15 protein-coding genes and 3 pseudogenes are annotated in these 25029 nt (G+C 46.3%); 5 read left to right on the plus strand and 13 right to left on the minus strand.

What is annotated here, in order from left to right:
• Positions 1-135 precede the first annotated feature (135 nt).
• Both uidA and VGN67_RS03320 read left to right on the plus strand, forming a co-directional pair.
• Entirely contained in the window at positions 136-2046 is a 1911-nt protein-coding gene (gene uidA, locus VGN67_RS03315; protein WP_327485348.1) for a beta-glucuronidase, read from the plus strand.
• 93 nt (positions 2047-2139) lie between these two features.
• Positions 2140-2868 (plus strand): NUDIX hydrolase, encoded by a 729-nt coding sequence (locus VGN67_RS03320; RefSeq protein ID WP_327485349.1) that lies wholly within the window; start codon positions 2140-2142, stop codon positions 2866-2868.
• 146 nt (positions 2869-3014) lie between these two features.
• Here VGN67_RS03320 and VGN67_RS03325 read toward each other — a convergent pair.
• A pseudogene (locus VGN67_RS03325) lies at positions 3015-3140 on the minus strand (hypothetical protein); the annotation flags it as partial.
• A 757-nt stretch (positions 3141-3897) separates the two neighbouring features.
• On the opposite strand from VGN67_RS03325, the pseudogene VGN67_RS24475 reads away from it, so the two are divergent.
• The 3 genes and pseudogenes from VGN67_RS24475 to VGN67_RS03340 all read left to right on the plus strand — a co-directional run.
• Positions 3898-4119 (plus strand): annotated as a pseudogene (locus VGN67_RS24475) (type II toxin-antitoxin system HigB family toxin); the annotation flags it as partial.
• Positions 4120-4143: 24 nt separating this feature from the next.
• Entirely contained in the window at positions 4144-4524 is a 381-nt protein-coding gene (locus VGN67_RS03335; protein ID WP_327485350.1) for an XRE family transcriptional regulator, read from the plus strand.
• Between the two features lie 201 nt (positions 4525-4725).
• Positions 4726-5994 (plus strand): IS256 family transposase, encoded by a 1269-nt coding sequence (locus tag VGN67_RS03340; RefSeq protein ID WP_327485449.1) that lies wholly within the window; start codon positions 4726-4728, stop codon positions 5992-5994.
• A gap of 633 nt (positions 5995-6627) precedes the next feature.
• Here VGN67_RS03340 and VGN67_RS03345 read toward each other — a convergent pair.
• The 12 genes and pseudogenes from VGN67_RS03345 to VGN67_RS03400 all read right to left on the minus strand — a co-directional run bounded on the left by VGN67_RS03345 (position 6628) and on the right by VGN67_RS03400 (position 24698).
• Positions 6628-7443, minus strand: coding sequence for a tyrosine-type recombinase/integrase (locus VGN67_RS03345; protein ID WP_327485351.1), 816 nt, complete (start codon positions 7441-7443; stop codon positions 6628-6630).
• Between the two features lie 974 nt (positions 7444-8417).
• A complete protein-coding gene (locus VGN67_RS03350; RefSeq protein WP_327485352.1) occupies positions 8418-10337 on the minus strand; it encodes a sulfatase in 1920 nt (639 codons plus the stop codon).
• A 45-nt stretch (positions 10338-10382) separates the two neighbouring features.
• The gene (locus tag VGN67_RS03355; protein WP_327485353.1) at positions 10383-10583 is read right to left on the minus strand and encodes a hypothetical protein; all 201 of its coding nucleotides are present in this window, start codon (positions 10581-10583) and stop codon (positions 10383-10385) included.
• Positions 10584-10703: 120 nt separating this feature from the next.
• On the minus strand, positions 10704-12182 hold the full coding sequence (locus tag VGN67_RS03360) for an arylsulfatase (RefSeq protein ID WP_327485354.1): 1479 nt from the start codon (positions 12180-12182) through the stop codon (positions 10704-10706).
• 132 nt (positions 12183-12314) lie between these two features.
• Positions 12315-13757, minus strand: coding sequence for a sulfatase (locus tag VGN67_RS03365; RefSeq protein WP_327485355.1), 1443 nt, complete (start codon positions 13755-13757; stop codon positions 12315-12317).
• Positions 13758-13845: 88 nt separating this feature from the next.
• Positions 13846-15247, minus strand: a pseudogene (locus tag VGN67_RS03370) (sulfatase).
• 12 nt (positions 15248-15259) lie between these two features.
• A complete protein-coding gene (locus VGN67_RS03375; protein ID WP_327485356.1) occupies positions 15260-16759 on the minus strand; it encodes a sulfatase in 1500 nt (499 codons plus the stop codon).
• Complete coding sequence (locus VGN67_RS03380) at positions 16759-18354, minus strand: RagB/SusD family nutrient uptake outer membrane protein (protein WP_327485357.1); 1596 nt, start codon at positions 18352-18354, stop codon at positions 16759-16761. Before VGN67_RS03380 ends, VGN67_RS03375 begins: the two co-directional genes overlap by 1 nt.
• A 54-nt stretch (positions 18355-18408) precedes the next feature.
• On the minus strand, positions 18409-21723 hold the full coding sequence (locus tag VGN67_RS03385) for a TonB-dependent receptor (protein WP_327485358.1): 3315 nt from the start codon (positions 21721-21723) through the stop codon (positions 18409-18411).
• A 225-nt stretch (positions 21724-21948) separates the two neighbouring features.
• Positions 21949-23085, minus strand: coding sequence for a FecR family protein (locus tag VGN67_RS03390; RefSeq protein ID WP_327485359.1), 1137 nt, complete (start codon positions 23083-23085; stop codon positions 21949-21951).
• Between the two features lie 67 nt (positions 23086-23152).
• Positions 23153-23707, minus strand: a complete 555-nt coding sequence (locus VGN67_RS03395; RefSeq protein WP_327485360.1) for a sigma-70 family RNA polymerase sigma factor — start codon at positions 23705-23707, stop codon at positions 23153-23155.
• A gap of 178 nt (positions 23708-23885) precedes the next feature.
• Complete coding sequence (locus VGN67_RS03400) at positions 23886-24698, minus strand: sugar phosphate isomerase/epimerase family protein (RefSeq protein ID WP_327485361.1); 813 nt, start codon at positions 24696-24698, stop codon at positions 23886-23888.
• Positions 24699-25029: the final 331 nt, after the last annotated feature.

Consider the following 25029-nt stretch of genomic DNA (forward strand, 5'->3'; position numbering starts at 1 on the left):
TTCGCTATCGATGACCAAAGGTAGAAAAAGAATTTTATTATTGTCTAAATTATAGACAATAAATTTTAGTCAATTATTTACCTTTGTAATCCAATCTCTTTTTCGGACCATGTTGTACTCTTACCAATCAAGAAAATGAAGTCAATATTTCTGGCACCCTTACTCCTCCTGCTGAGCCTGGCCCCTTGTATGGCCCAAACCTTTGCTTCCGCTGATCCGGATCGGATTGCCCTGTACCCACAGCAGAACGACCACCGCAATACCCTGAGCCTGTCGGGCATGTGGCAATTCAGGAAAGACTCACTGGAAGCAGGTGCAAAAGAAGGATGGCAAAATGGACTGATGGAGACCCGGTCTGGCGAGACCCGGCCTGGCCACCGTGGCAGCGGCGAGACCCGGTCAATAGCAGTACCTGGTAGCTGGAACGAGCAGTTTACGGATATGCGTGACTACCTGGGTATGGTTTGGTATGAGAAGGAAAGTTACGTACCCAGCTCCTGGAAAGGGCAACGTATTTTTATACGCATTGGCTCGGCCAACTATGCCGCCAGAGTCTGGATCAATGGTCAGCCGGTAGGCATACACGAAGGAGGACACCTACCCTTCGCATTCGAGGTGAGCCCCTATATCAACTGGGGAGCCGCCAACCGGATCTCTATTCAAATCGAAAACCATCTGAAGCCTTCGCGGGTACCTACGGGTAATGTGCAGGGCGGACCTTTCTCCAACTTTCCCAAGTCTAACTATGACTTCTTCCCCTACGCCGGTTTGCATCGGGATGTGTGGTTGTACTCTCTGCCCGCCGTAGCTTCAATCAAAGATATTACCGTCAGGCCCGGTTTTACGGGTACGACGGGGAGCCTGGAAGTAGCCGTAGCCACCGAGGGCAAAGCCACCCGGGGTACCATCACGATTACCGGCAACGGTAAGAAATACGAAGCACCTATCCGTCTGGCGGGCAATGCTGCCACGGCCACTGTTTCCATCCCGGATGTACGGCTGTGGTCACCCGAGGACCCGTATCTATATCAGGTAGAGGTGACAGTGGGCGATAACAAAACTACCTTCGACCGCTATACCCTCGAGACCGGTGTTCGCACCATCGCTACTACCAGCACTCAGGTGCTGCTCAATGGTAAGCCGGTGTTCCTGAAAGGATTTGGCAAGCACGAAGACTTCCCCATCTTCGGACGGGGAGCGGCCAATCCGGTTATTGTCAAAGATTTCTCGCTGATGAAGTGGACCGGAGCCAATTCGTTCCGTACCTCCCACTACCCCTACGACGAAGAATTTATGCGTATGGCTGACCGGGAGGGCTTCCTGGTGATTGATGAGATTCCGGCGGTAGGACTTTACTTCCACGGCGATACTACCGAACTGGCGCAGCGTCAGGTTATGGTGAAGCAGTACATCAACGAGCTCATCACACGGGATAAAAACCACCCGTCGGTGATCATGTGGTGCGTGGCCAACGAGCCATTTCCAAGAGAGGTAAGTGTTACTGGAGGACCGGGAGGTCGGGAGGCAACACCCAAAAGCATTGAGCTGTTTCAGGAGATGTTCTCCCTGGTCAAACAAAAAGACCCTACCCGTCTGGCGGTCCTGGTTGGGGTGATGGGCGGCCCCTCCGAGTGGGTAGGTATGTCGGATGTGATCTGTATCAACCGGTACTACGGCTGGTATACCCACGCGGGTGACATGAACGGAGCCGTCAAACTACTATCTATGGAAATGGATGCCTTGCACAAGAAATTTAATAAACCCGTGATGGTTACAGAATTTGGAGCGGATACCTACCCCGGTATGCATTCGGATGAGCCGGAGATGTTTACCGAGGAGTTCCAGACCAACTTCATCAAAGCCTACCTCGACGTGGCTGCTACCAAGGACTACGTAGCCGGTATGCACGTGTGGGCATTTTCTGATTTCAAAACCGGGCAGGGTATAATTCGCTTCGGAGGAGTCAATTATAAGGGAGTTTTCACAAGAGATCGTAAACCAAAAGCTGCCGCCTACTATCTGCGGTCGCGCTGGACTAAGAAATAGATGTATACCACAAAAACGCGGATTGGCATTTTCGGTAAGGAGTCAGGATACTTATCTTTGCCTCATGATTCCTTACCGGAAAACCAGTTTCCCATGCGTAATCCCAGTGAACAAAACTATATACAACAGCTTTCCATCGATTGCGTCATATTTGGCTATCAGGAAAAACAACTCAAAGTCTTAGTACCCAAGCTAAACTTCAAAGGAGATTTCTGGGCTCTACCCGCCGGCTTTATATATCAGGACGAGGGTATCGACCAGGCTGCCCGGCGGATTCTGGAAGAACGAACCGGTATCAGGGATATTTACCTGGATCAGTTCCGGGTATTTGGCAATACAGAGCGCTCCAACCTCAGTTTTATGGAACGACTGATCGAACTTAATCATGAAATACTGGGAGATAAAAGCCTAAACCGAAAAGAATTCGAGTGGGTCACCCGGCGATTCGTTTCGATTGGCTACTATGCCCTGGTAGATATCAATAAGGTAATACCCCAAAAACACGATATAGACGAAACCATTGACTGGTACCCGATCAGGAATTTGCCCCCCATGATCATGGATCACCACGAAATTGTAGAAAATGCTCTGGAAACCCTCCGCCGGAATCTGGACGAGAAACTGATCGCCTTCAACCTGCTTCCCGAGACGTTTACGATGAAGGAGGTTCAGGAACTGTACGAGGCTATCTATGACAAACCTTTTGCCCGTAACAACTTTCAGAAGAAGATCCTGGACCTGAATGTGCTGGAACGTCTGGAAAAGAAGTTCACGGGTGCGGCCAATAAGGCTCCTTACCTGTATCGGTTCCAAATGTCGTAACCAAACTGTTTTAATTATTACTTTTGGTAACTCCCGAAAGGAAAAGCATTCTGATTCTGTTTTGATGCATACGCTTTTGAAACCTGACGTAGTTCCTTTTTGGTTTACACTTCTTGCTGGTTAGTAATAGATTTTAGTTTTCTCTTTCAACCAGTTTTTCGATAGTAATCAGCCTCAAAAGCTACGAGGTTCTGGTAGTTCAAAGCTGAATGTAATCTTCGAGTATTGTAGTATCCTTCGATGTATTCAAAGAGGACAGATCGTAACATCTCGAGATTGCTATAGCCCCCCTTTGGGAATGTCCAATTCCGCTTTCATTCGGGCGCATGGGCGGTCCCATCCACAGGGACTCAGCCCAAGCATTGTCATAGCCGGGCGGCCAGTGCCGGGTCGTCGGCGCGGGACATACTCTGTTTCAACTTGAAAGTCTTGACGAGCTGTTTCATCTTCCGCGACAGGTATTGGCCGCCACGATCAGACCGGGTAGCCGGGCAATGTAGATATGCATCAAAATCAACAAAAAGTTCCAGCCTTAAACCTGGAAAGTTTGTCCAATAATTAGGGGGTCGGTACAAAATACTTCAAAGCTGTAAAAAGGAAAGTAGCTTCAAGTGCAGCTTTGGAAGCCATAGCTAGCTCAACCTACCTCCCAGGTGAGTGTATTTATAACAGAAGAAGCTGCTTTTCCTGAAGTAGTGATTGCAAATCCAAACTAGTAAGCCTGATGGACTGAATAGGAACTTCTGCAACGACCACCGTCGTTTTTGTTTTGTATAACAAATTCCTCAGTACCACGCAATGTGAAAATGTTTTTATAGTAAAGTTGGTATTCTACCAACTTTTATCTACATTTGTAATGGGTACTATGAAAGTGTCCATTTGCTCTTATTGATAATGTATAACTCTTGATGATTATGGACAAGCAAAGTTTTAAAAATCCAAAACATCATTTAAGGAATGATTATTGTTTACGCCCGCAAGCTGGATCAGTTTGCACAGTAGCATGGAGATGCTGGTAAAAGTTTAACAGCTTGGAAAACGGTTGTTAAAAGGTCAAACTGGAAAAAAGGAGCAGACGTATTAGAGGACTTTCCGAAAGCGTCTATAATTCCAGGAAGCCGCGCCAGATTTAAAATTGTAGGTAATAAATATCGTTTGATCGTGGAGATCAACTACGAAGACGGAATTGTAGAAGTAAGATTTATAGGAACACACGCTGAATATGATAAGGTTGATGCTTCAACCGTTTGATCGTCGGAAGCTATACATAAAGATATGAAAAACATAAAATCAGACTGGTTTCTAATTGAGACAGAGCAGGATTATGATGCTGCTCTAGCTCGCTATGAGGAGATAAAGTATGCAGTGAGAGGTACGACTGAACATAAGGAAAAACTTTTGTTAGCGCATCTCATTTCTGACTTTGAAGAAAGGACAAGTGAACTGCCGGAAGTTGATCCTGTGGAGTTAATCAAAATCCGAATGGAAGATTTTGGTTACAAGCCTATAGATCTCGCCAATGAATATGGAGACAAAGGCACAATTAGCAAAGTGTTAAATTATAAGCAGGCGCTTTCATTGACAATGATTCGAAAGTTCAGCAGGTTATTACACATACCAGCAGATGCTTTAATTGCTGAATATGAATTAAGATAATCGCTTTTTTGCACTTACCTGTGGCACAGCCAGATAAAAGTTTAGTTTACCGGCATATCAGGAAAGTCGGCGCGAAGATCGGCGGCTAACTGATCAATTAGCTTGAGACTGTAAACTGAACTGTGTCACCTCGCTTTGAGGTAAAAATAACTAAATTGAAAACGTTATCAGACACAGAAATGCAGACAGACAACAACTTTGATCGCACCGGCGACCCGGTTCGAGAAATTCAAGCAGGAGGCCATCCAGGGCCTGTCCGAGGGTAAAAAACTGGGCGGTGCCGACGGGGTCTTTGGCCCAATGATTAAACATCTGTTGGAATCTATGCTTGAGGGCGAACTAGCTAACCACCTCGAAGAGAGTAAGGCCTCGGGGGTGACCAACCGTCGGAATGGAAAAGCAAAAAAGACCGTCAGGAGCCTCAGTTCGGGGCATTTGGAGATTGAGATCGGACGCGACCGCGAGTGCACCTTCTCGCCCAAAATCCTACCCAAGCGCCAGCTGATCCTAACGAGCGATCTGGAAGAAAAAGTGACGGCGATGTATGCCAAAGGCATGAGTACGCGTGCTATCAGCGAGTTCATCAAGGAGATGTACGCTATGGAAATTTCGGCTACGGAGATATCCCACATCACAGACAAGGTCATCCCGGTGCTCAACGAATGGCGCACACGCCCTCTGGAGGCGATCTACACCTTTGTGTTTCTGGACTGTATCCATTATAAAGTCCGCGAAAACGGCACCATCCAGTCCCGGGCCATCTATAACATATTGGGAGTGAATAAGGAGGGGAAAAAGGATTTAATTGGGGTATATCTTTCAGAGAGTGAGGGGGCTAAGTTCTGGTTATCGGTACTTACTGACTTAAAGCAGCGGGGGGTGGAAGACATCCTAATCGCTTGTATTGATGGCCTGAAAGGCTTTCCCGAGGCGATACAGGCCATGTTTCCCAAGACTCGGGTTCAACTCTGTATCGTTCATCGCCGGGCGACCCCGCAGATCCGCACTAGCTTACGCTATGTCTCGGAGAAGGACAAAAGGACAGTGGCGCAGGATCTGAAACCAGTCTATAAGGCAATCAACGCGGATCAGGGGTATGAAAAACTACTCGAATTCGATGTAAAATGGGGGAAAAAGTATCCTTTGTCGGTTAAGTCCTGGGTGGATAACTGGGTGAATCTGTCTACTTTCTATGAGTATGACACCGATATTCGGCGTACCATTTACACAACGAATGCCATTGAGGGTATGCATCGCCAGATCAGAAAGGTGACCGCAGCGGCGGCCGCCAAGACCAAGGGGGCTTTTACTTCCGACATGGCCCTACTGAAACTGGTCTATCTAGCCGTAATGGATATATCCAAGAAATGGACTATGCCGCTTCGAAACTGGGGATTGACTATGTCACAGCTCTACATTAAATTTGGAGATAGGATTCAGCCGGAGCGAGAGCCGTTTATAGGCCGCTGAAAGAAAATGACACAGTTCAATTTACACTCCCATTAGCTTAGCTCCCGAGCCGGTGGTAGTGTAACGATCCACCGCAGCGGTACCTTTTAATGTATCGCTTAGGCGGTCCTATCAAAGATTTCTGTTTAGGCATCTTCCAGACATTCAAAGATTCCATCCTCGAGCAATTCGGCTAAAGCAAGATTTCGCCCCGGCCTTAGGGCATCTGTTAGGTGAAGATAGGGAAAAGCCTGGAATAAAATTCCTGGACTTGTATAGGCCCAGGATGGACGAAAAAGTGTGCCTGACCGAATTTAAGAAAATAGCAAGTATGTCCCAGGTGCCAGTTATCATCTTTTCTACCTCCAGCAGCAACAAGGAAATTATGGCCAAAAATAGCTGGGGCCGATAGATATATTGTGAAACCTTCCGAATTACAATTCCTGAAAGAAGCCTTGGCCAGGGCAATCAAACACGTTAATCAAAATAGCACTCTTCTTATTTTTACGGGCATAATCCTAAATAACGGGTAATTATAGCCCCGTTTGATGCCTTACAACAGATCAGCAGATCGAATACTACTTTTATAAGTTAGAAGGAAACGTATGTCGCTGACTCAAATTCCCTGGATTTATTGGTTTGGTTACAATTTACCTAGAGCCCCAACTTCATGGCGGCATTATGTCTCACCACCTGCTGCACGCGGGTATAGCGGTCAATCATCGTGCGGGTGCGGTGCTTGGTTTGCTGCATGATCTGGGAGTCATCGGCTCCATTCAGCTTGGCGATGGTCACAAAAGAAGCCCGCAGCGAGTGAGCCGAGTAGTTCTGGCCCAAGTATTTTTTTGTGGTGCGGGCCACCTGCTTGTCCGAGAGCCGGTCCTGAGTTATCTGGTTGCCCTTGCGAAAACGGGCAAAAAGTGGCCCGGCCGGTCTGTTTAACAGGCTGGTGTAATCCTGTAATGGCCGCACGGGGCAGGTCTCTGGGTCCGGGCTGAAAAACAGCGCCTTATGCTCGGGTTTTCCGTACTGGTTGGTCTTACTCCCCTGGTAGGAAACCACCGCTCCTTCCCGGGTGAGCTGAATACTTTCCAGGTTCAGGGCTACCAGCTCCGACCGGCGAAAGGCACCCACGAATCCGAGTAGCAACAAGGCTCGGTCGCGCAGTCCAGTGGGTGTGCGGGGGATAGACCGGATCTTTTCCTTGAATTCTTCGATCTCAAAGGCCAGGGCCAGACCCGGCTCGGTCTCCAGGCTGCGCTTGATGCCTTCCAGTACCAGTTGCACGGTCTGGTCCAGGGCGGGATCGGTATGCTGGTGGAGCCGGTGCCACTTGCGGATGGCGGCCAGGCGGCGCGAGAGGGTAGCCCATTTATGTCGGGTGGCCTCATTGGAGAGGTAGGCTGCCAGCGTGGCCGGTGTCAGGGGCAAGTCGGCTAGCTGTCGCTGTGCAACTGTAAGCTTCCCCAATAGTTGGACAGGATTAGGGTGAATCTAAGTTTGTACGTGCGAGCCTACCAATTGTATTTTTTTCCTTCTGTTCCTTGAACATACCATTGTGCAGGTGTTTCATACCCCAAGGACTGATGTTTACGTTCTTGGTTGTAGAAGTGAAAATAATATGTCAACCCCTTGTGCAGACTTCGCCCATCAGAATAGGCCTTCAAGTAAAGATGCCGCGGCGGCGGACCGCTCAAATTTGATGGTACGCCAAAAACGCTCGATCGCCGGGCGACCCCGAAAAATATTATCCAATGCCCGCTCTTTTGAATCCATACTAATATTTATCTGCTTATCGATCAACGGGCTAATAAAATCTTGGCAGGAAAATTGGTCATTTTTGAACATTTTGCAGATCTAAGGTAAAATATTTCAAGTTATCTTGCCTGTCCAATTTTTGGAGACCCTTATACACTTCTATGTTAAGCAAAAGCGGGTAAATGAATTTTATTATTACTTCCGATAAGGTTTACTTATCGGAAGTAATATTTCTGACAGAGAAATATTACTTCCGTAGTGTTAGAAATAGAAAGGTCAACAAGAGGAGACTGATTGACCTTCTTGGTAGTTAGGGTAGACACGGTAGAGCCATGGACCTGTTTCGTCAGCGGTATACCCGGGAAAATCAGCCGGATTGAGAGGACACTCGTTTACAATTATTTAACCTGCCGGATCCATTAATCGGTCAAAATACCCATTGGTAACGTCATGAATATCCATATTCCACACAGATCATCGTCTACCGGGAGTGTCACCCGTTAGGAATCTTACCAGCGTAGATGTTGTTATTCGTGCTGTGTTTTTGATTTATTTTTCTGTGAAAAAGGTAGTACCCGCACTAGTGCTATTTTAAAGCGAAAGCCAATAGAACTTTTTAAATAAGCAAAGGCGATGCCTGGGAATAAAGTAGTTTTAAACTAGATATGGATTAAGAAGAAAAATCCTTATTCTGCATAATCCGGATTGTTAGGTACCAGACTAAGGCTTCCCAAAAAATCCATACAGGCTGCTTTCACTTTATAGACAGACTGATTGGCAGCATTCTTCCTAATGAAAACCTGGTGTATGGACCTTACATTCTCTATGAAAGGCTGCTTGGAAGTCACATACAGTAGCTCATTTAAAGCCATCAAGGCAAGTTCGGTATTATCTGAGGCACAAAATGCTTTAAGGCTGGCTTCTGCCTGCGGTAAGCCGAAAACTTCATATGCAATTGCGGAACTCATAACAGCCACCGGACCGTAGGTATCCTGTATCGCTGCGGTCAGCTCTGCTCTATAAGAAAACAGGGTAGCCTTATCCTGAGATCTTAAACCTACAGCCGCCCAATAGCGAACAAATTTGTTTTTGTTTTTCAGCCACCGGATCTGCCTGTATGCTACTGCCTCAGAACGTATTCCAGCCAATGAGGCGGCTTTATAGACATCTGCTGCCGGAAAATCTTCATCGCGCATCCTGAATTCATAGGGTGTCGTCGTTTTTGAAATTTCAGCGATTTCGTATTCAGGAAGGAAATGTACATCCCTGGATTTCAATAGGGAAGCGTTTAGGCGTTTTCTCATTTGCCCGGCTATGCCTCTATAAGCAGGATTATTGATAAGATTAGTGGTTTCCCAACCGTCGTTTTTTAGATCATAGAGTACTTCGGCGGGTCGCTTAGCAAATAGCTCCTTTTGTAAATGATTTAATTTATGCTGGGCCAGGTCCTGCCGCATTTGCTGTTTTATGTCGCCTATCTCCATATAGCGGATGTAACGGACTTCCGGCATGTAAGGCATGTAATTCCGTGAGTAGATGTACCTGCCGTTCGTTACGCTCCTTATCATATCAATCCCATTGTCGGAGCGGTCAGACGATAAAATTAAGTGGTCAACGGGTGCTGAGCGTTTCCTGCCCATTAATATCCTTCCTTTCAGATGGATTGGTAAGTCACCTCCGGAAAGACTAATCAGGGTTGGAGCCAGATCTTCAAAGTTGATCAGCTCATCAGTTACAACACCCCCTTCTCCCCACGGCGACAAATGCTTGTACATGGGTGGAAACCAGACAATGAAGGGTACCCTGTATCCCAGGTTTATACCATTTGTTTTTCCTCGCGGTATACCCTCTCCATGATCGGCAAAGAAGAAAATAATAGTACTGTCACGTAGACCATCCTTGTCGAGCCGCTGCAGGAGCTTTCCTATTTTATTATCCGTAAGCTTTATCGAATTATAAACCCGCGCGAACTGCTTACGCATTTCCGGACTATCCCGGTAAAAAGGAGGCATATCAAATTCGTGCTCACCGATTCTTTCATTGGCAGGAAGTTCGTCCAGTACTTTCTTCTTGTACTGTTCGTAAGTGTCGGTCATGGTACGTGATTGGTGTGAATCCTCAAAATTGAAAATGGCGAAGAACGGTTGCCCTGGCTTACGGTTCCACCAGCCTGCCCTATTGGAACTTTCGCTCCAGGCCTCTTCCGTAAATTTCTTTGGTTCAGCCAGGTTGTAGTCCGTCTTGCTATTGTTGGTCGTGTAGTACCCGCACTTTTGCATATAGTAGGGAAAACCACGCATATAGGCTGGTAGTGGATAATTACTGCGGTGATTTCCGGTGCCAGCTTCGTAGGTCCTTATTCCAGTAATCAAAGTGAAACGGCTGGGGGAACACACCGTTCCGGTCGAAAAAGCATTCCTGAACTGTACCCCTTCCCGGGCCAGTTGATCAATTACCGGTGTACGGGCGTTCTTATTTTTATAGCAACCAATAAACTGAGGAGAGGTGTCTTCTATTGTAATCCACAGTATATTTGGCTTCGTCTGAGCGAAAGTTACCACCGCCGATACAAGAGTCAAAAGTGCTATCAGGCAGAAAGTTCTCATGCGTAGCTAGTTAAATTTATTTCTTCGAAATTCATTTCATTTGTCCTACCTGCCCTGGCCTTGATAAAGCTCCACCCTTGGGCACTCCCGGGCCTCGTGCGCGGGATAATGATTATCACCATAGCGGTGACGGCCATAGCCCGGGAAGTAGTTAAAGCCCCGCTTGGTCGGGTAAGGTTCCCAGGTAGTCGGACTATTGCCTTCCAGTCCCCTTAAAACAAGAAATATAACGGTTGATTTATTCATTTTAAATTCTGAATGCAGGCGAAGGCCTAATAAACCGGAACCCGATGCAAATCACCTACAAAAGTCCATCAAAAAATCCTGACTTAATGGTTTCAGACATTTATTTCACGAATTGCTTAACTAATCAAAAATTGTATGCACAAACTCCCACTCAGGCAGATGGGAAGGACGATGCTCCTTTTTTACAATTTGATTGAACTTTAAAACGATTTCTGGATGGAAAGCAGCCTGATCAGTGGTCTCACTTATGTCTTTTTCCAGATCATAGAGCTCCCAGCGGGCATCTTTATCCTTTTTCATGTTCACCTTGACTCCTTTCCATTTCCCAAACCTGATAGCCAATTGACCTCCTTTCTCCGGATACTCAAAATAGAGGTATTCGTGCTTTCTCTGCCTGCCAGCCTGCCCCAGTAAAGTGGGAAGAAAAGAGATACCATCCGTTTTCACGGGTCCGGCATTTACTAATTCGGCCAGCGTGGCCATGACATCATAATGAACAGCTACATGATCTGTCACCTGACCCGGGGCTATTTTACCGGGCCATCTGGCTACCATAGGCATCCGAATCCCACCTTCATACATATCCATTTTTAGCCCCCTGAACGGACCTACACTTTCAAAAAACTTAGCGTCAACACCCCCGTTGAAGGTAGTACCGTTGTCAGATGTAAAAATAATAATGGTATTTTCGTCCAGTCCCAGTTCTTTGACCAGAGTCAATACTTCACCTACCTTTTTATCCATATAGGTGATCATCGCCGCATAAGTAGCGCGTGGATAAGGAGTGGACGCATAGTTTTGCTGTCCATAGTAAGGCTTTTCCTCGAACTTCCCCACATATTCTTTTACGGCCACTTCGGGAGCCTGGAGAGAAACATGGGGAATGGTGAATGGCAGGTACAGGAAGAATGGTTGGTTCTTGTTCTCTCGAATAAACCGCTGAGCTTTCTCGGCCATTTTATTAATGGCATAGTCTTTTCCTCGAAAGTAGTTAAAATCACCGGCAGTTGCTGTTTGAGGATCAAGGCGTCGGTGGACATCTATCACCGGATTATTCAGGGTGTCCCATTTGCCATTTTCCCACAAATGGGTGGGATAGTAATTGTGGGCCTGCTTTTGATCATAGTACCCATAGAAATAGTCAAAACCTTGTTTATTAGGATCGCCAGTACTATATCCCATCCCAAGGCCCCATTTACCAATGCAGGCTGTTTTGTATCCCGCTTTTTGCAGAAGAGTACCAACTGTAACTGTGTTAGCAGGAAGCGGCATCTGCCCTCTTTCCAAAGAATCGGCAAAGCCTCCTAGCTCATAGTTTCCTCTGATGTAGGAGTGCCCTCCGTGAGTACCCGTCAGGAGCTGACAGCGCGAGGGAGCACACACGGGTGTACTGGTATAGTAGTCAGTAAAGCGAATACCTTCCCTCGCTATTCGATCTATGTTGGGCGTACGTATTTTCTTCTGACCATAACAGCCTAGTTCAGCGTACCCCAGATCATCAGCGAAAATGAAGATGATGTTAGGCTTTCCTGCCTGTTGAGCACGTAGAAAAGTGGTAGTGAAGCTGAATAGCAGGAGGAGTATAATCTTGCTGCGCATAATTAGTACGATGAATAGGATCCGGTATAAAAGGTTGACTGCAGCCGGTATTTCTGTCTCAGGGAGCAGGCTAATCAGTGATACCCAGACGGTGGTTTTACAACCAGCCTCTGGGGGTGGTGGTTTCAAGTGCTACTTAAGGTTGGCAGCCAGACCACTTTCCCGCTTGTTTTTACCCGCACTTTTTGTAAGATCATCACCAAGATCCTCCCGTGCCTCATCAGCTAACTTCTGAAGCTCTGCTACCTGATCCGGATAAAGTTCTTTTACATCATACCGTTCGCTGGGGTCGCGGCTCAGGTTGTAAAGGGCCAATGGGAAGGAATGATCTTCCGGAGCTGTACCCGGTTTACCGTTGGTGCCAGGTAACTGCCCTTCGTAAGTCCGCCCTTCGTGGGGAAAGACAAGTTTCCAGTCTCCTTTTCGAACTGCTTCCAGGTTATTACGCCGGTAATAGTAATAAAACTGATCACGGGGGGTTACACTATCATCCCCTTTCAGCAGGTCCTGGAAATTTACCCCGTCAATCTTTTGTTTTGGCATACGCGCTCCACAGAGTGACGCTACTGTAGGCAGGATATCAATCGTTGATAACAACTTGTTACTGACCCGTCCGGCCGGTACCTTTCCCGGCCAACGTATGATACAGGGAACCCGGTGCCCACCGTCAAACGAAGTACCTTTGCCTTCCCTAAAGCCCCCGGCAGAGCCGGCATGATCTCCGTAGTTTAACCAGGGGCCATTGTCACTTGTGAATATGATAATGGTGTTTTTGTCTAATCCTTGTTTCTTAACTTCATCCAGGATCTGACCTACCGACCAGTCCAGTTCCATCATGACGTCGCCAAAAATTCCCCGTGAACTTTTACCCCGGAAACGGGATGAAGCTGCCAGAGGAACGTGAGGCAGCGGATGAGGAACATAAAGAAAAAAAGGATCCTTTTTGTGGTTCCGGATAAATTGAACCGCCCTTTGTGTAAAGGTGGCCGTCAGCTCACTGGCATCTTCCAGAGTATTAACGGGTTTAACGGGATTATCCCCTTCTATCAAATGCAGGGTTGGGTAATTAGCCCTGGCCTGGGCTGGATGCAAAGGCCACATATCGTGTGAATAAGGAACGCCATAATACTCATCAAATCCATGCTGCAGGGGCAGGAACTGGGGCTGACTGCCCAGGTGCCATTTCCCAAAGATACCAGTAGCATACCCTTGCTCTTTTAGTAATTCCGGGATTATTTCCTCGGAGGCGTTGATGCCAATGGGCGAGTTAGGCCCCAATGCCCCAAAGAGCCCAATGCGGTTTGGATAGCAGCCCGTCAGTAGGGCAGCCCGGGATGCGGTGCAAACTGCCTGGGCCACCAGAAAGTTGGTAAACCGAGTACCTTCCATAGCCATACGGTCCAGGTTTGGTGTTTGGTATCCCAGGGCACCGTAACAGGAGAGGTCCCCATAACCCATGTCATCCATAAAAAACAGGATTACATTGGGACGATCAGCCTTTCTTTCTGATTTTGGAGGCGTTAAAAAGGCGGTGAGTGTACCCGTTATAAATAAAATTATTATTATTTTTTTCATACTACTTTATGGAGTAAATGAGAATTAAATGGTTAGGAATAAATCATGTTCAGTTTTTAAATATGCCTGTTTTTGGCATAGGCAGGTTTTACTTAAATAAATTTTTGCTTAATTCTTGTTTGATTTTATTGAATCGTTTATCTGAGGCTAAATTTTTCAATTCCCGCGGGTCGTTTTCATGATCGTACAATTCTTCTTTCCCCTGACCGTCGTTCCAGACGGTAAAACGCCAGCGTTCGGTACGAATACTGCGTCCCATTCCATTTTTCCGAATTGTCTGGGTTATAGCCGGATAATGCCAGGAAAGCAGCGGGTTATTCAGCAACGGAACCAGGCTATGGCCAGCTACATGGGCGGGTGTACTTAGACCGCACCAGTCGGTAAGCGTTGGATAAATATCCAGGAGTTCGACCGTACGTGGGCTAACCTTGCCATTCCCTTGAGCAGCGGGGGCCGCTACAATCATGGGTACCCGGGCTGATTCTTCAAATAAGCTCTGCTTCATCCACTGACCATGCTCACTCAACAAATAGCCGTGGTCGCTCCAGAAAACTACTATGGTATTTTCTGATAGTCCCAGTTGTTTAAGGGAATTTAGAACACGTCCTACCTGAGCATCCATAAAGGAAATAGATGCATAATAGGACTGGATCACCCGTCGACGTTCCAAATCATTGAGGCCCCAGTTAAAAGGATAGGTCCAAAACGCTTCCTGAGGGTATTGGGTGGTGTCGCCGGGAGAGTGCGGAGGAAGAATAATTTTATCCAGCGGATACATATCGAAATACTTTTTGGGAGCCACAAATGGACAGTGCGGTCTGAAAAAACCAACCGCCAGAAAAAACGGATTCGCGCTACCAGACGTATTTTTATGGCGCTCCAGCAAACGAATGGCTTCGGTAGCTACCATGCCGTCGGTCTGTTCTTCGTCTGTTCCTTCCGCGGCTAAAAAAGAGAGAGAGGATCCCAGGCCACGGCTGGGAGTCAGGTTGGTAATAAGGGGTTCGTCTGTTTTATCGCGGCCTTTAGGATTGTAAACTTCATTCCAGGAAAGTGCATCATCCAGGCCATTCGTACCGATTTCGTCCGGAACACCGTAATGATATAGCTTCCCAACCCTGGCTGTAAAGTACCCATTGACTTTGAAGTGTTGAGGCAAGGTTACTACATCAGGAACTGTGGTCCGAAAATGCGTTTTCAGATCAAACACCTTTGTGGAATCTGGACGGAGCCCCGTTAGCAATGAGGTTCGGCTGGGTACAAAAGGGAAACTGGCAATAGGCTCGCTCAAAGCGAACTCCCCGTCGTGCTAATTGATCAATATTAGGAGATTTAACGATTTTGCGACCGTAGCTTCCAAGGTTATTGTTCAAATCATCTACTGCAATAATCAGCACATTGGGCCGGTTAGTTTTACTGGCATTTTGTGCGTAGCTCATGGTGAATGCCATTGTCATGGCCCCAACATACAAAAGTGGTCTTCTAATCATATTACTTATGGGTTAAAAGGGGCCTTTGTTATTTATTTTATCTGCCTTAGAGGATTTGCCAGGCATCTCTCCTCTCTGATCTTTGGAGGGTAATGCCTGTCCAGTTTCCCGGTCATACCAATCGGCAGTAAGGTGCTTGGGGAAAGTATCCCCGGTGCTTGTCTGCCATTGTTTTAAAATTCGCCTTAGTTTTGCAACCTCCTTGGCATACCGGGGTAGAAAGATTACATTTTTTTGTTGTATCGGGTCAAGGTTGCAATCAAAAAACTCTTCCGTAGGCCTGGGCGAGAGGAATATATCCTTTTGTATCGGGCTAAGATGTCCATCCGCCCGGGCAGCCTTTAAGGCCCTGGCTGATGGACTTTGATTAGCATCTATGGGGCCCTCATTAGTCAATTCAGGACGGCGGTTTATCAAATACAGGTATTCTTTTGTCCGTACCGCCCGCTCATAGGCAGAATAGTCATGCCAGTTATGCTCCGAGAAAACATGGGTACGAAAGGGCGCTTCGGGTTGGTTAATCAACCGGGAAAAATTTACCCCCTGTATGGTTGCCGAAGGCGTTGCGCCGGCCAGGTGAAGCAGGGTAGGCGCTATGTCAATACTGCTCACCATGCTTTCGCAAACAGTGCCCTTGCTTTTAATACCTTTTGGCCATTTCAGCACAAAGGGTGTCCGCATTCCCGTATCGTACATCCGTGTTTTGCTCCCGGGGAAAGGACGTCCATTATCAGCCATGAATAGGATTAGGGTATTATCAGCTATCCCCTGTCGGACGAGTTCGGCCATTAGTTGGCCCAGGTAGTAATCAATGCGGCTTATCTCGTTGTAGTAGGAGGCCAGATCCTGGCGAGTTTCTTTGGTATCTGCCAGGGTAGGCGGTACTATTACATCCGTTAGTGGATCGTGCCGGTTGTGGAAGCCTTTGGTTGACCACTCACGGTGGGCATCGTACGGCGCCAGCCAAAAGAAAAAGGGTTTATTTTTTGGCCTGGCCCGAAGTATATTTATCCATTGTTCCTCGCCACCTTCCCCGTTTGCTTTCCGGTCCACCAGCAGGGTATCATACGCCCGGCGGGTAGCAGCACCCTCATGCCACTTGCCCAGTAAAGCCGTGAAGTACCCGCTTTTTTTTAGTAGTTCCGGAAAAAAATCCAGGTGGGCGGGCAGCGCTGTATGTAACTCCGCTGCGCCGGTATTATGTGGATACCGACCTGTTAATATACTAGAACGACTGGGACTGCACGAACTGGTGGTAAGGTAGAAATTTGTAAACCGCATACCCTCTTTTGCCATCAAATCAAGGTTAGGAGTACGGATCTTGGCATTACCATAACATCCTATATCCTCCGCCGAGATATCATCCCCTATAATTAGGATAATATTTGGGCGGGAGGTATCATCCGGTCTTTGTACCAGAATAAAACCAGTAAGTACCAATAGCAGCATAAGGAGACTGACTAGCCCCTTTTTATGATACTGACTGGCGTATAGACTGGATTGCTGCTGCATTACCAACCCGGATTTTGGGTGAGTTCCTTATTAAGATCCAATTCTTTCTGCGGAATCGGCCACAGATAATCACGGTTAGGATTAAATACTTTGTTGAAAGCCTGTACCTGAATAGTACTTAAAGCCCCGTTATTGAGCCAGGTTATCCCAAAAACATCACCCGGAATAACTTTCTCTGCGGTTTTCCAGCGACGGATGTCAAAAAGACGTAATCCTTCAAAAGCGAACTCCACTAATCTTTCCCGGCGAACTATTTCTCTTAATTTATCCTGAGAAAGACCAGTAGTAACGGAGGGCAACTTCACATCTTCCCGCCCGTTTCTAACCAGATTGATAGCATCATAAACGGTCTGGTCTATTTGGTTGAGCTCGATTTTTGCTTCGGCGTAGGTAAGCAGGATCTCGGCATAACGCATCAGAATAATATTGATTCCTGAAACGCCGGGGGCAGCGAAGTCTTCATTATTTATATACTTCTTGACTACAAAGCCAGTTGTAGAGGCCAGATAAGTATTCCCGATAGCGTCGGATGTACCACTGGTTGGTTCGGGGCGAAAGGCGGCCCCACTGGGCAATGGATCTCCAGACAAAAACATGGTAAACCTCATTCGCGGATCCCTATTTTTGTAAGGATCTTTGGGATCAAAACCACTGGAAGAATCGTTTATATCCAGACCATTTGCCATTGTAAAGGCATCCGCGAGTTTTTTAGTAGGTACAAAGTTGTTGTTAGAGTTCTTCTGGCTATAAGGTGCCATATGCGCAAAGACATTATGGCTTAGTCCGGAGGTACTTAGATATTGACGATCCAGAATTACTTCCTGATTATTTTCGGCTGCGTAGGAAAAGAGTTTACCATAGGTTGGGTATAGTCTGTATCCCTGTTTCATCACCTCACTGGCCGCTTCACTGGCTTTCTGAAATCTACCTGCGTATAAATTGGCCCGGGCCAGCATTCCCAATGCAGCTCCTTTTGTTATACGTCCCCTATCGCTGGCCGGATAGCTGTTGGGTAAAGTTTGGGCGGCGGCTCTAAGTTCGCTGTCCACGAAATCCCACACTTTTTGTACATCATCCCGCTTTAGATTTTTGGCTTCCTCGGTAGTTAATGTTTTGGTTACCAGGGGCACCCCTCCGTAAAGAGAGGCTAGTCGCACATACTGGTAAGCCCGAAGAAACTGCATTTCGGCTTTTAACCGATTGATCAGTGCCGGATTGGTTGTACTTACACGGTCTACGTTTTCCATAAAGTCATTGACTGTGGCAATTCCGGCATAAGCATTTGACCATTCGGAAGCGATCAGACTATGGGAGGCGTCGTACGAGCCGCTCTCGACGAAGGCATTGGTATTGAATGGCTGATTCGTATGTCCGATATCAGTAATACCGTCAAGTGTAAAAATGTTTAGCCCCATCAGGTAAGGATAGGCGGCGTTGACCGCCAGGAGGGCATCCGTATCAGTTTGCCAGAATATAGTAGTTGAAATCCTGTCGTTCGGAACAGGATTTAACAGATCGTCCTTACACGAGGTAGTTGAACCCGCCAATACAACAGCAAGTATCAATAAGTACTTATTTTTAGAAAATGGCTTCATAGGAATGACAGCAGTAAAGTTTTTAAATTATTCTTTTGTCAAGTTCATGACGTATCAAAATTGCAGGTTAAGTCCCAGTGTCCTCATGGCCGTTTGGGGATAATAATTAGCCCGACCGGATTCTACTTCCGGGTCCAGACTCCATTCATTTAATTTGGAAATTGTGAAAAGATTGGTAGCCGAAATATATACGCTGGCTCTTTGAACCCATACCTTTTTGCTGAAAGCAGGGGGTATATTGTATACCAGTTGTATATTTTTTAGTCTCAGGTACGAACCGTCAATAATCAGCCGATCCGTTGTCGCCTGATTGCGCAAGTTAAATTTGGTAGGCCTGGGAAAACGGGCATTGGGATTTTCGGTCGTCCAATAGTTGTTGGTATAGATTTCGTGCATAAAACCTTCCTGATTTCCTGCCTCAGAAAGCGCGCCTGATAAGCGCACATCCACATCAGCCGTTCCCTGGAAAAATAAATTCAGTTGAAAGTTTTTGTAGCCTACCCCTCCATTAAGACTAAAGCTATACTTTGGAAATGGATTTCCAATCATCGTCATATCCGCCTCCGTGATGATTTTATCTCCATTTAAATCCACAAAATTGACATCTCCCGGTAGAGCAGTGCGCTGGAAATACGGAGAAACATCAGCTTCCGATTTGGTTTGTATCAGCCCATTGGTCAGGTAACCCCAGTGGGCATTAATAGGTAGCCCCTCTTTTATAACAAAGCGTGGATCAATGTCGGTACCGCTGATATAGGGTCCGGTACCAAATAAACTGACCACTTTGTTATCATTTACAGCAAAATTACCTGCCACATTATACGTTAAACCACTAGGATTGCTGTTCTGGTAACTGATCCCTAATTCTATTCCCTTATTATCAACAATACCGGCGTTTTGAGGGCCCGGATTGAGGCCTATGGTTTGAGGGATAGGAAGATTCAACAAAATACCGTCTGTTCTTTTTTTATACACATCAAACGTTAAATTCAGTTTCCTATCCAGCATTGAGGCATCCAGCCCCAGATTCGTCTGGGTATTTGTTTCCCAGGTTACAGACGGATCGATTCTAGTGGACTGGCGATAACCTGTGACGGTATTTCCTCCAAATGTGTAGCTGCTGGCACTTAACTGAGGGAAGAATAGGTAAGGCGGAATGGCCTGATTTCCGGTCTGCCCGTAGGAACCCCGTAGTTTTAATTCATGGAAAACATTTTTCAAAGGAGAAAAGAACGCTTCTTCAGAGATACGCCATCCAATCGATCCGGAAGGGAAGAACGCAAATTGATTTTCTGGCGAAAACCGCGAAGATCCATCGCGTCTGGCATTCAACTCTAAAAGGTACTTATTGGCAAAAGTATAATTTATGCGACTGAAAAAGGACCTGATTCCTCCTTCTTCGTCGTTCCCCCCGTTGGTTCTTGTTGCATCAGCAATACCCTGTCCAATTGATTGGATATCATTATTATAAAATTGCTGCCGGTAAGCGCTTAAATTATATAGTTGATAGGAAAATTCCTGGTAGCCTCCCATGATACTGAAGTCATGATTTCCCCAGGTATGGCGGTAGGTAAGCAAACTGGTAAGGGTATATTCTTTCTGTTGATTGCGTATTTCAGTAAGGGAATTGTTGGCCACCGTTCTGGTTACATTATTATTCTTATCAGTATTTGAAAACGCATTGGTAAAGTCTTTTTGGTAGGTACTTGTAAATATCCCGGCTAACTGCGTAGAGAAAGTCAGGTCTTTAAGGATATCCCATTCTCCCTTAACATTACCTACCATGCGGTCGGATGATAACCGGGACACTCCTCCTTTCTCTGCCCACATGAGCGGGTTTTGCCCCTGTAAGCTCAGTCCGTAGGTACCATCGGGATACTTTGGTACAGCAAACTGAGTAGCATGTAGAAAGAAATTTATAATATTTATGAGCGGTGCGACTGAATTATTGTTCCGATAATTAGCATCAGCCGTAAAGCGCACTTTTTCAGAGGCATTAAAATCAGTAGACAGTCGTATCTCCCTGATATCTGACTCGAAATTAGGAGCAATTCCCCCCTGGTCCTGCATACGTATGCTTGCTCTGGCTCTAAACTGCTCGTTTCCACCATTTACAGAAAAGGTATGATTTGACATGGGGGCCGGTTTTAATACCGTCTCGAACCAGGTATTGGGCAATGGGTACTTATAACGGTCTGTTGCATTAACCCAGTCATTAATTGACTGGTCTGTAAACCTGGGAGGAATCGCTGAACCTACGTTTGTGTAAGCAATTTGTTGGTGGCGCATGTAGGCTTCCAGCTCCATCATTCTGGGTTTATTGACAGATTCCTGTATCCCATAATAGCCATTATAGGCCACTGATACTTTTCCTGCTTTACCACGCTTGGTAGTAACTAATATAACTCCGTTAGCTCCTCTGGACCCATAAATAGCGGTTGATGAGGCGTCTTTCAATACAGTTACTGACTCTATATCCTCCGGATTCATATCAAACAGGACCTGTTCCACCCCATCGACTATGATCAGTGCCGAATTATCCCCCAGGGTAGTAATACCTCTTATCCGCATGGTGGCACTTGACCGGCCCGGGGCTCCCCCGCGATCAAGCACGGTAAGGCCGGGAGCCAGGCCCTGCAATGACTGTTGAACATTGCTAACCGGCCGGGCCGTTATCTGCTCACTCTGGATAGTAGAAACGGCACTTGTCATGGTTACTTTCTTCTGGGTACCAAAACCTACCACAACCACTTCCGACAGATTAGCCACGTCTGATTCCAGCTGCACCGAAAGGTTATTCTGATTACCTACTGTAATTTCCTGACTTTTGTATCCTACAAAACTAAAAACCAGTACGGCCATTCCATCGGGTACTTCAATCTGGAACTGCCCCTCCGCGTTAGTTGTGGTTCCCCGTTGCGTTCCTTTCAGAATTACACTCACTCCTGGCAGGCCTTCGCCTTTTTCGTCGGTGACTTTACCTGACACAGGTTGAAAGGCGGAGCTAGTTAGCTTCGGGTCGGTGTTTTCCAGAGCCCCCTGCTGTTTTAGGTCATTTCTTAATATTATTTGTTTCCCAGCTATTTCATAGCTGATATGCAAGGGCTTGAGAAGTATATCCAGAACATCCTTTAGTGGTTGGTTTTGTATTGCCAGGGTCACTTTACGACTGGATTGAATTAGCTGAGGACTATAAGAAAACCGGGCATCAGCTACCTTTTCAATCTGTTTCAATACTTCTTTTATACTTCCCTCTGACACATGTATACTTATCCGACGATCCAGTACTTCCTGTGTCGATAAATCATTTGACCAGGCAGCACCCATGAAAATGCAGGCAAGAAATACTTGGACCAACGAAATTTTCATACACCTGAACAGTAAAGTTTTCACTTGTTTCATATCTTTGATTGTTTTGTTCTTTGTGAAGTTTAGGGCAAAAACTCCCCCCTGTCAGTCTTCTAAGGCTGTTTTGGGGATGTAATGGCAACGGCGGGGCAAGCGCCGTTGCCATTCTTGTTATGTGCAATGGAAGAGTAGTTATGTTATCATTGATAATTCTTGGGGTTTAGGTTTGCGTATGAACTGCTACCGTCAAAATGTACAACCGTTAGAACTGATTATAATGTGTGCATCAATAATTTCGTAGGTAGCGCCAATGGATTTACATATTATGTTTAGTTTCTCCTGATAGGTTTCATTGGATAAGGAGGCTGTTAGCTGGCAACCCTCAAGCAGGCTCTTGTTGTAAATAATGTCTACTCCATAGGCGGTTTCAAGATCTGCAAAGACAGAAGCTACTTCTGTTTCCTCATAGTCAAAACTTGGAGGCGGAGTCTTTGGAGGAAGCACAAGTAGAGGTACTTCAACCAGTTTCTTATTGAACTCTTCAGTTTGCCTGGAAAAGGTGAGTTGCTGGTTGGGCATTAACAGCATTGCCCGTTGGTCAGTACTGGGAGCAGGCGCTCCAAGCAGGTTTTTGTTTTTAAATATACTAACCTGGCCACTTATCACTTTCACAACAACTTCTCTGGAATCATCATAGGCCTGCACTTCGAAACGGGTTCCAAGTACTTTGGTGACAAGCTCGTTGGCATACACAATAAAAGGTTTATCAGGATCTCTGACTACATCAAAGACCGCTTTTCCCGAAATATTGACGGTTCGGTTTATTTTACCAAAGTCATTAGAATAGCTTAAGTGGCTTTGGGGATAGAGAAGCACAACAGAATGATCAGGGAGCTCTACCGTATCCACGGCTGAGGTAGCGTTAGTTTTTTCAATAGCGCTGCTGAAGAGTACCGTATTATGTTGATTATAGGCTGATACAGTACGTCTGGTTAAATACATGTAGCCTATGACCAGGCAGGTGAGCAGCAGACTGGCAGCAGCTACGGATCTAACCCATGGATTTTTCCATACATACACAAGTTGAGCCGAAGGTGTAATCTCCTGAGTATTGGTAGTCAGAATCCGTTTTAGAAGTATTTCCTCATCCTTTTCCGATAGATACGTTCTGGTGTAATCATTAAGCCCCAATTGTACCGCCTCTATTAACTCTTTGGCCCGGTACCATTCCTTTTTCTTCAAAGGATGCCTGACCAGCCAGGCATCCCAATAATGTTGCGATTTTCTGGTTGGAAATAAGTGATGGCGGATGAAAGCATCATCCACAACAAAATCAGAAGTGTTAAAATTTTCGTAATCGTGTAGCACGAATTTTAGATCCATTTTTTTGAATAGATGACTAATCGCATGTTTCCATACTCACCAAAATGTAAAAAATGTATGAAAATTATCAGAGCATCCAGGTCCGAAGTTTCTCTACTGCTCTAAAAACAAGATTCTGAGCTGACTGTCGATTAATAGATAGCAGGGAAGCAATTTCCCCATAGTCCATGTTTTCTTCATAGCGAAGTCGCAGAGCTTCCTGTTGCCGGGGCGACAACTGATCGATCAACTTCCTAACCAAGTCCTGGCGATTGTACAGTTCTTCATTAAACACAAAATGGTCCACTGAAGAGGGCTCTGACCAAAGTTCATCATAATCCTCTTCTGAAAGGGGTAAATGCACCCGCTCCTTCCGTTTGAGAAGATGCAGGATTCTTACTTTGAGCGATTTAAGTAGATAAAACCTTACGTTATCGGGAACGGTAAGCCTCTTCCGTTTTAGCCAAAGTTCGGTAAATACATCATGAATACAATCAAAAACAAAGGCTTCTGAAACCGGAACTAGACTCATCCCGTAGCGGTACATGGCTTTTACATGTAGCCGATAAATAGTTGTATAGGCCTCTTCATCACCTGATTGAAAGGCCTCCCACATTTGCTGCTCACCTAGCTGTCCAATCATTTTAGGAGAAATGTTTATAAATCGACAGATAAGCAGGCAAAGTCACCACTTATGACTTTTTACCTATCATATATTTTTCTGCCGCATTTAGGCTCAGCTACATACATTCTGACAAATCAGAGTTTGTAGCTGTGCGCTTGGGATTTGCTCAAATTGGCCACCGAAGAAGAGAAAATATTCAGCCCAAATCATAGCGTTCTTTCAGCAACCTCATCATAAACACATTCACGTCCCACTGACTTGCCAACGGTTCCTGCGTGTGGGGCTGCTGGGGCATGTACGGGGCCGGACCAAACTCGGTGTTGATGGTTAGTCGGGTGTCGGCAGCGCGGTGCTTCTCCACCACACGATCCCACCAGGTTAGGTGCGCGTTGAGCGTTTCGGCCCATTCTGACGCGCGAGGGTCATTGACCTGCGGACCTTCGGGGAACCCTACCCGGCTGTGGATATGGTCCGTGCGGGAAATGGCCTGACTTACGGCCTCATTCTGATCATCAAGCAGCGATTCGTGCACTGCGCACCAGTGCGAAATGTCCAGGCAAATCCGCAGATCGGGCAGGTAGGTAAGGTACTCCTGCGTGATGTGGGCAGCGAAGAGGCTTTTGCCCCGATGGGTTTCGTGAATGATACGAACGCTACTTTCCCGCGCAATCCGGGCGGCGGCTTCAAAAAGCGTCTGGTTCTGTTCGAAGGTATAGTAGTCTTTGCCGGTTTGACAATTGATGAATAGCGGTTCTACCTCCACCAGATTCCACAGGTGTTTTTCGTAGCTTTGGAGGTGTTCCTGCAAATCCCGTTCAAAGGATTGGTAATACTGCCCAATCAATTCCAGATCGTAGGTTTTCAGAATGGCGATGGTTTCCTCTTTCTCTTTTTTAGCAAATGGTAATGCCATTTCCACACCATTGTAGCCTGCGGCTTTTACATTTTGACAAAAACTATCAAAGGGTAGAACATTGCCCCAGTGGGGGGCGAAGAATTTGATGGACATAGCTTTGGGTTGGGTTTTAAATATTTTGCTGGGAATTACTGTTTGACAAAGGTTCGGGTCGCGGTGATTCCATTTTGCCGATAAAAACCACCACGTACCGCCCGGTGGGCAGCCGACTCACTGGTATGGTACTTACCCGCCCAAACAGAGTTTGGCTCATTGCGGCCACACCATTACTTTTCATTAACAAGAGGTCGGTAATTTTCTAATTCAAAGGCAGGCGAACAGATAAATTTTCGGTAGCGGGATTGGAAAAATAAGCCGGGAGGTGCGACGGAGTAATCTGTAAAGTACAGACTTGAAAGCGTAATGTTTTACGTGTAGTTAAATT

It is taken from the genome of Telluribacter sp. (genome assembly GCF_035998675.1).
Lineage (GTDB): Bacteria > Bacteroidota > Bacteroidia > Cytophagales > Spirosomataceae > Telluribacter.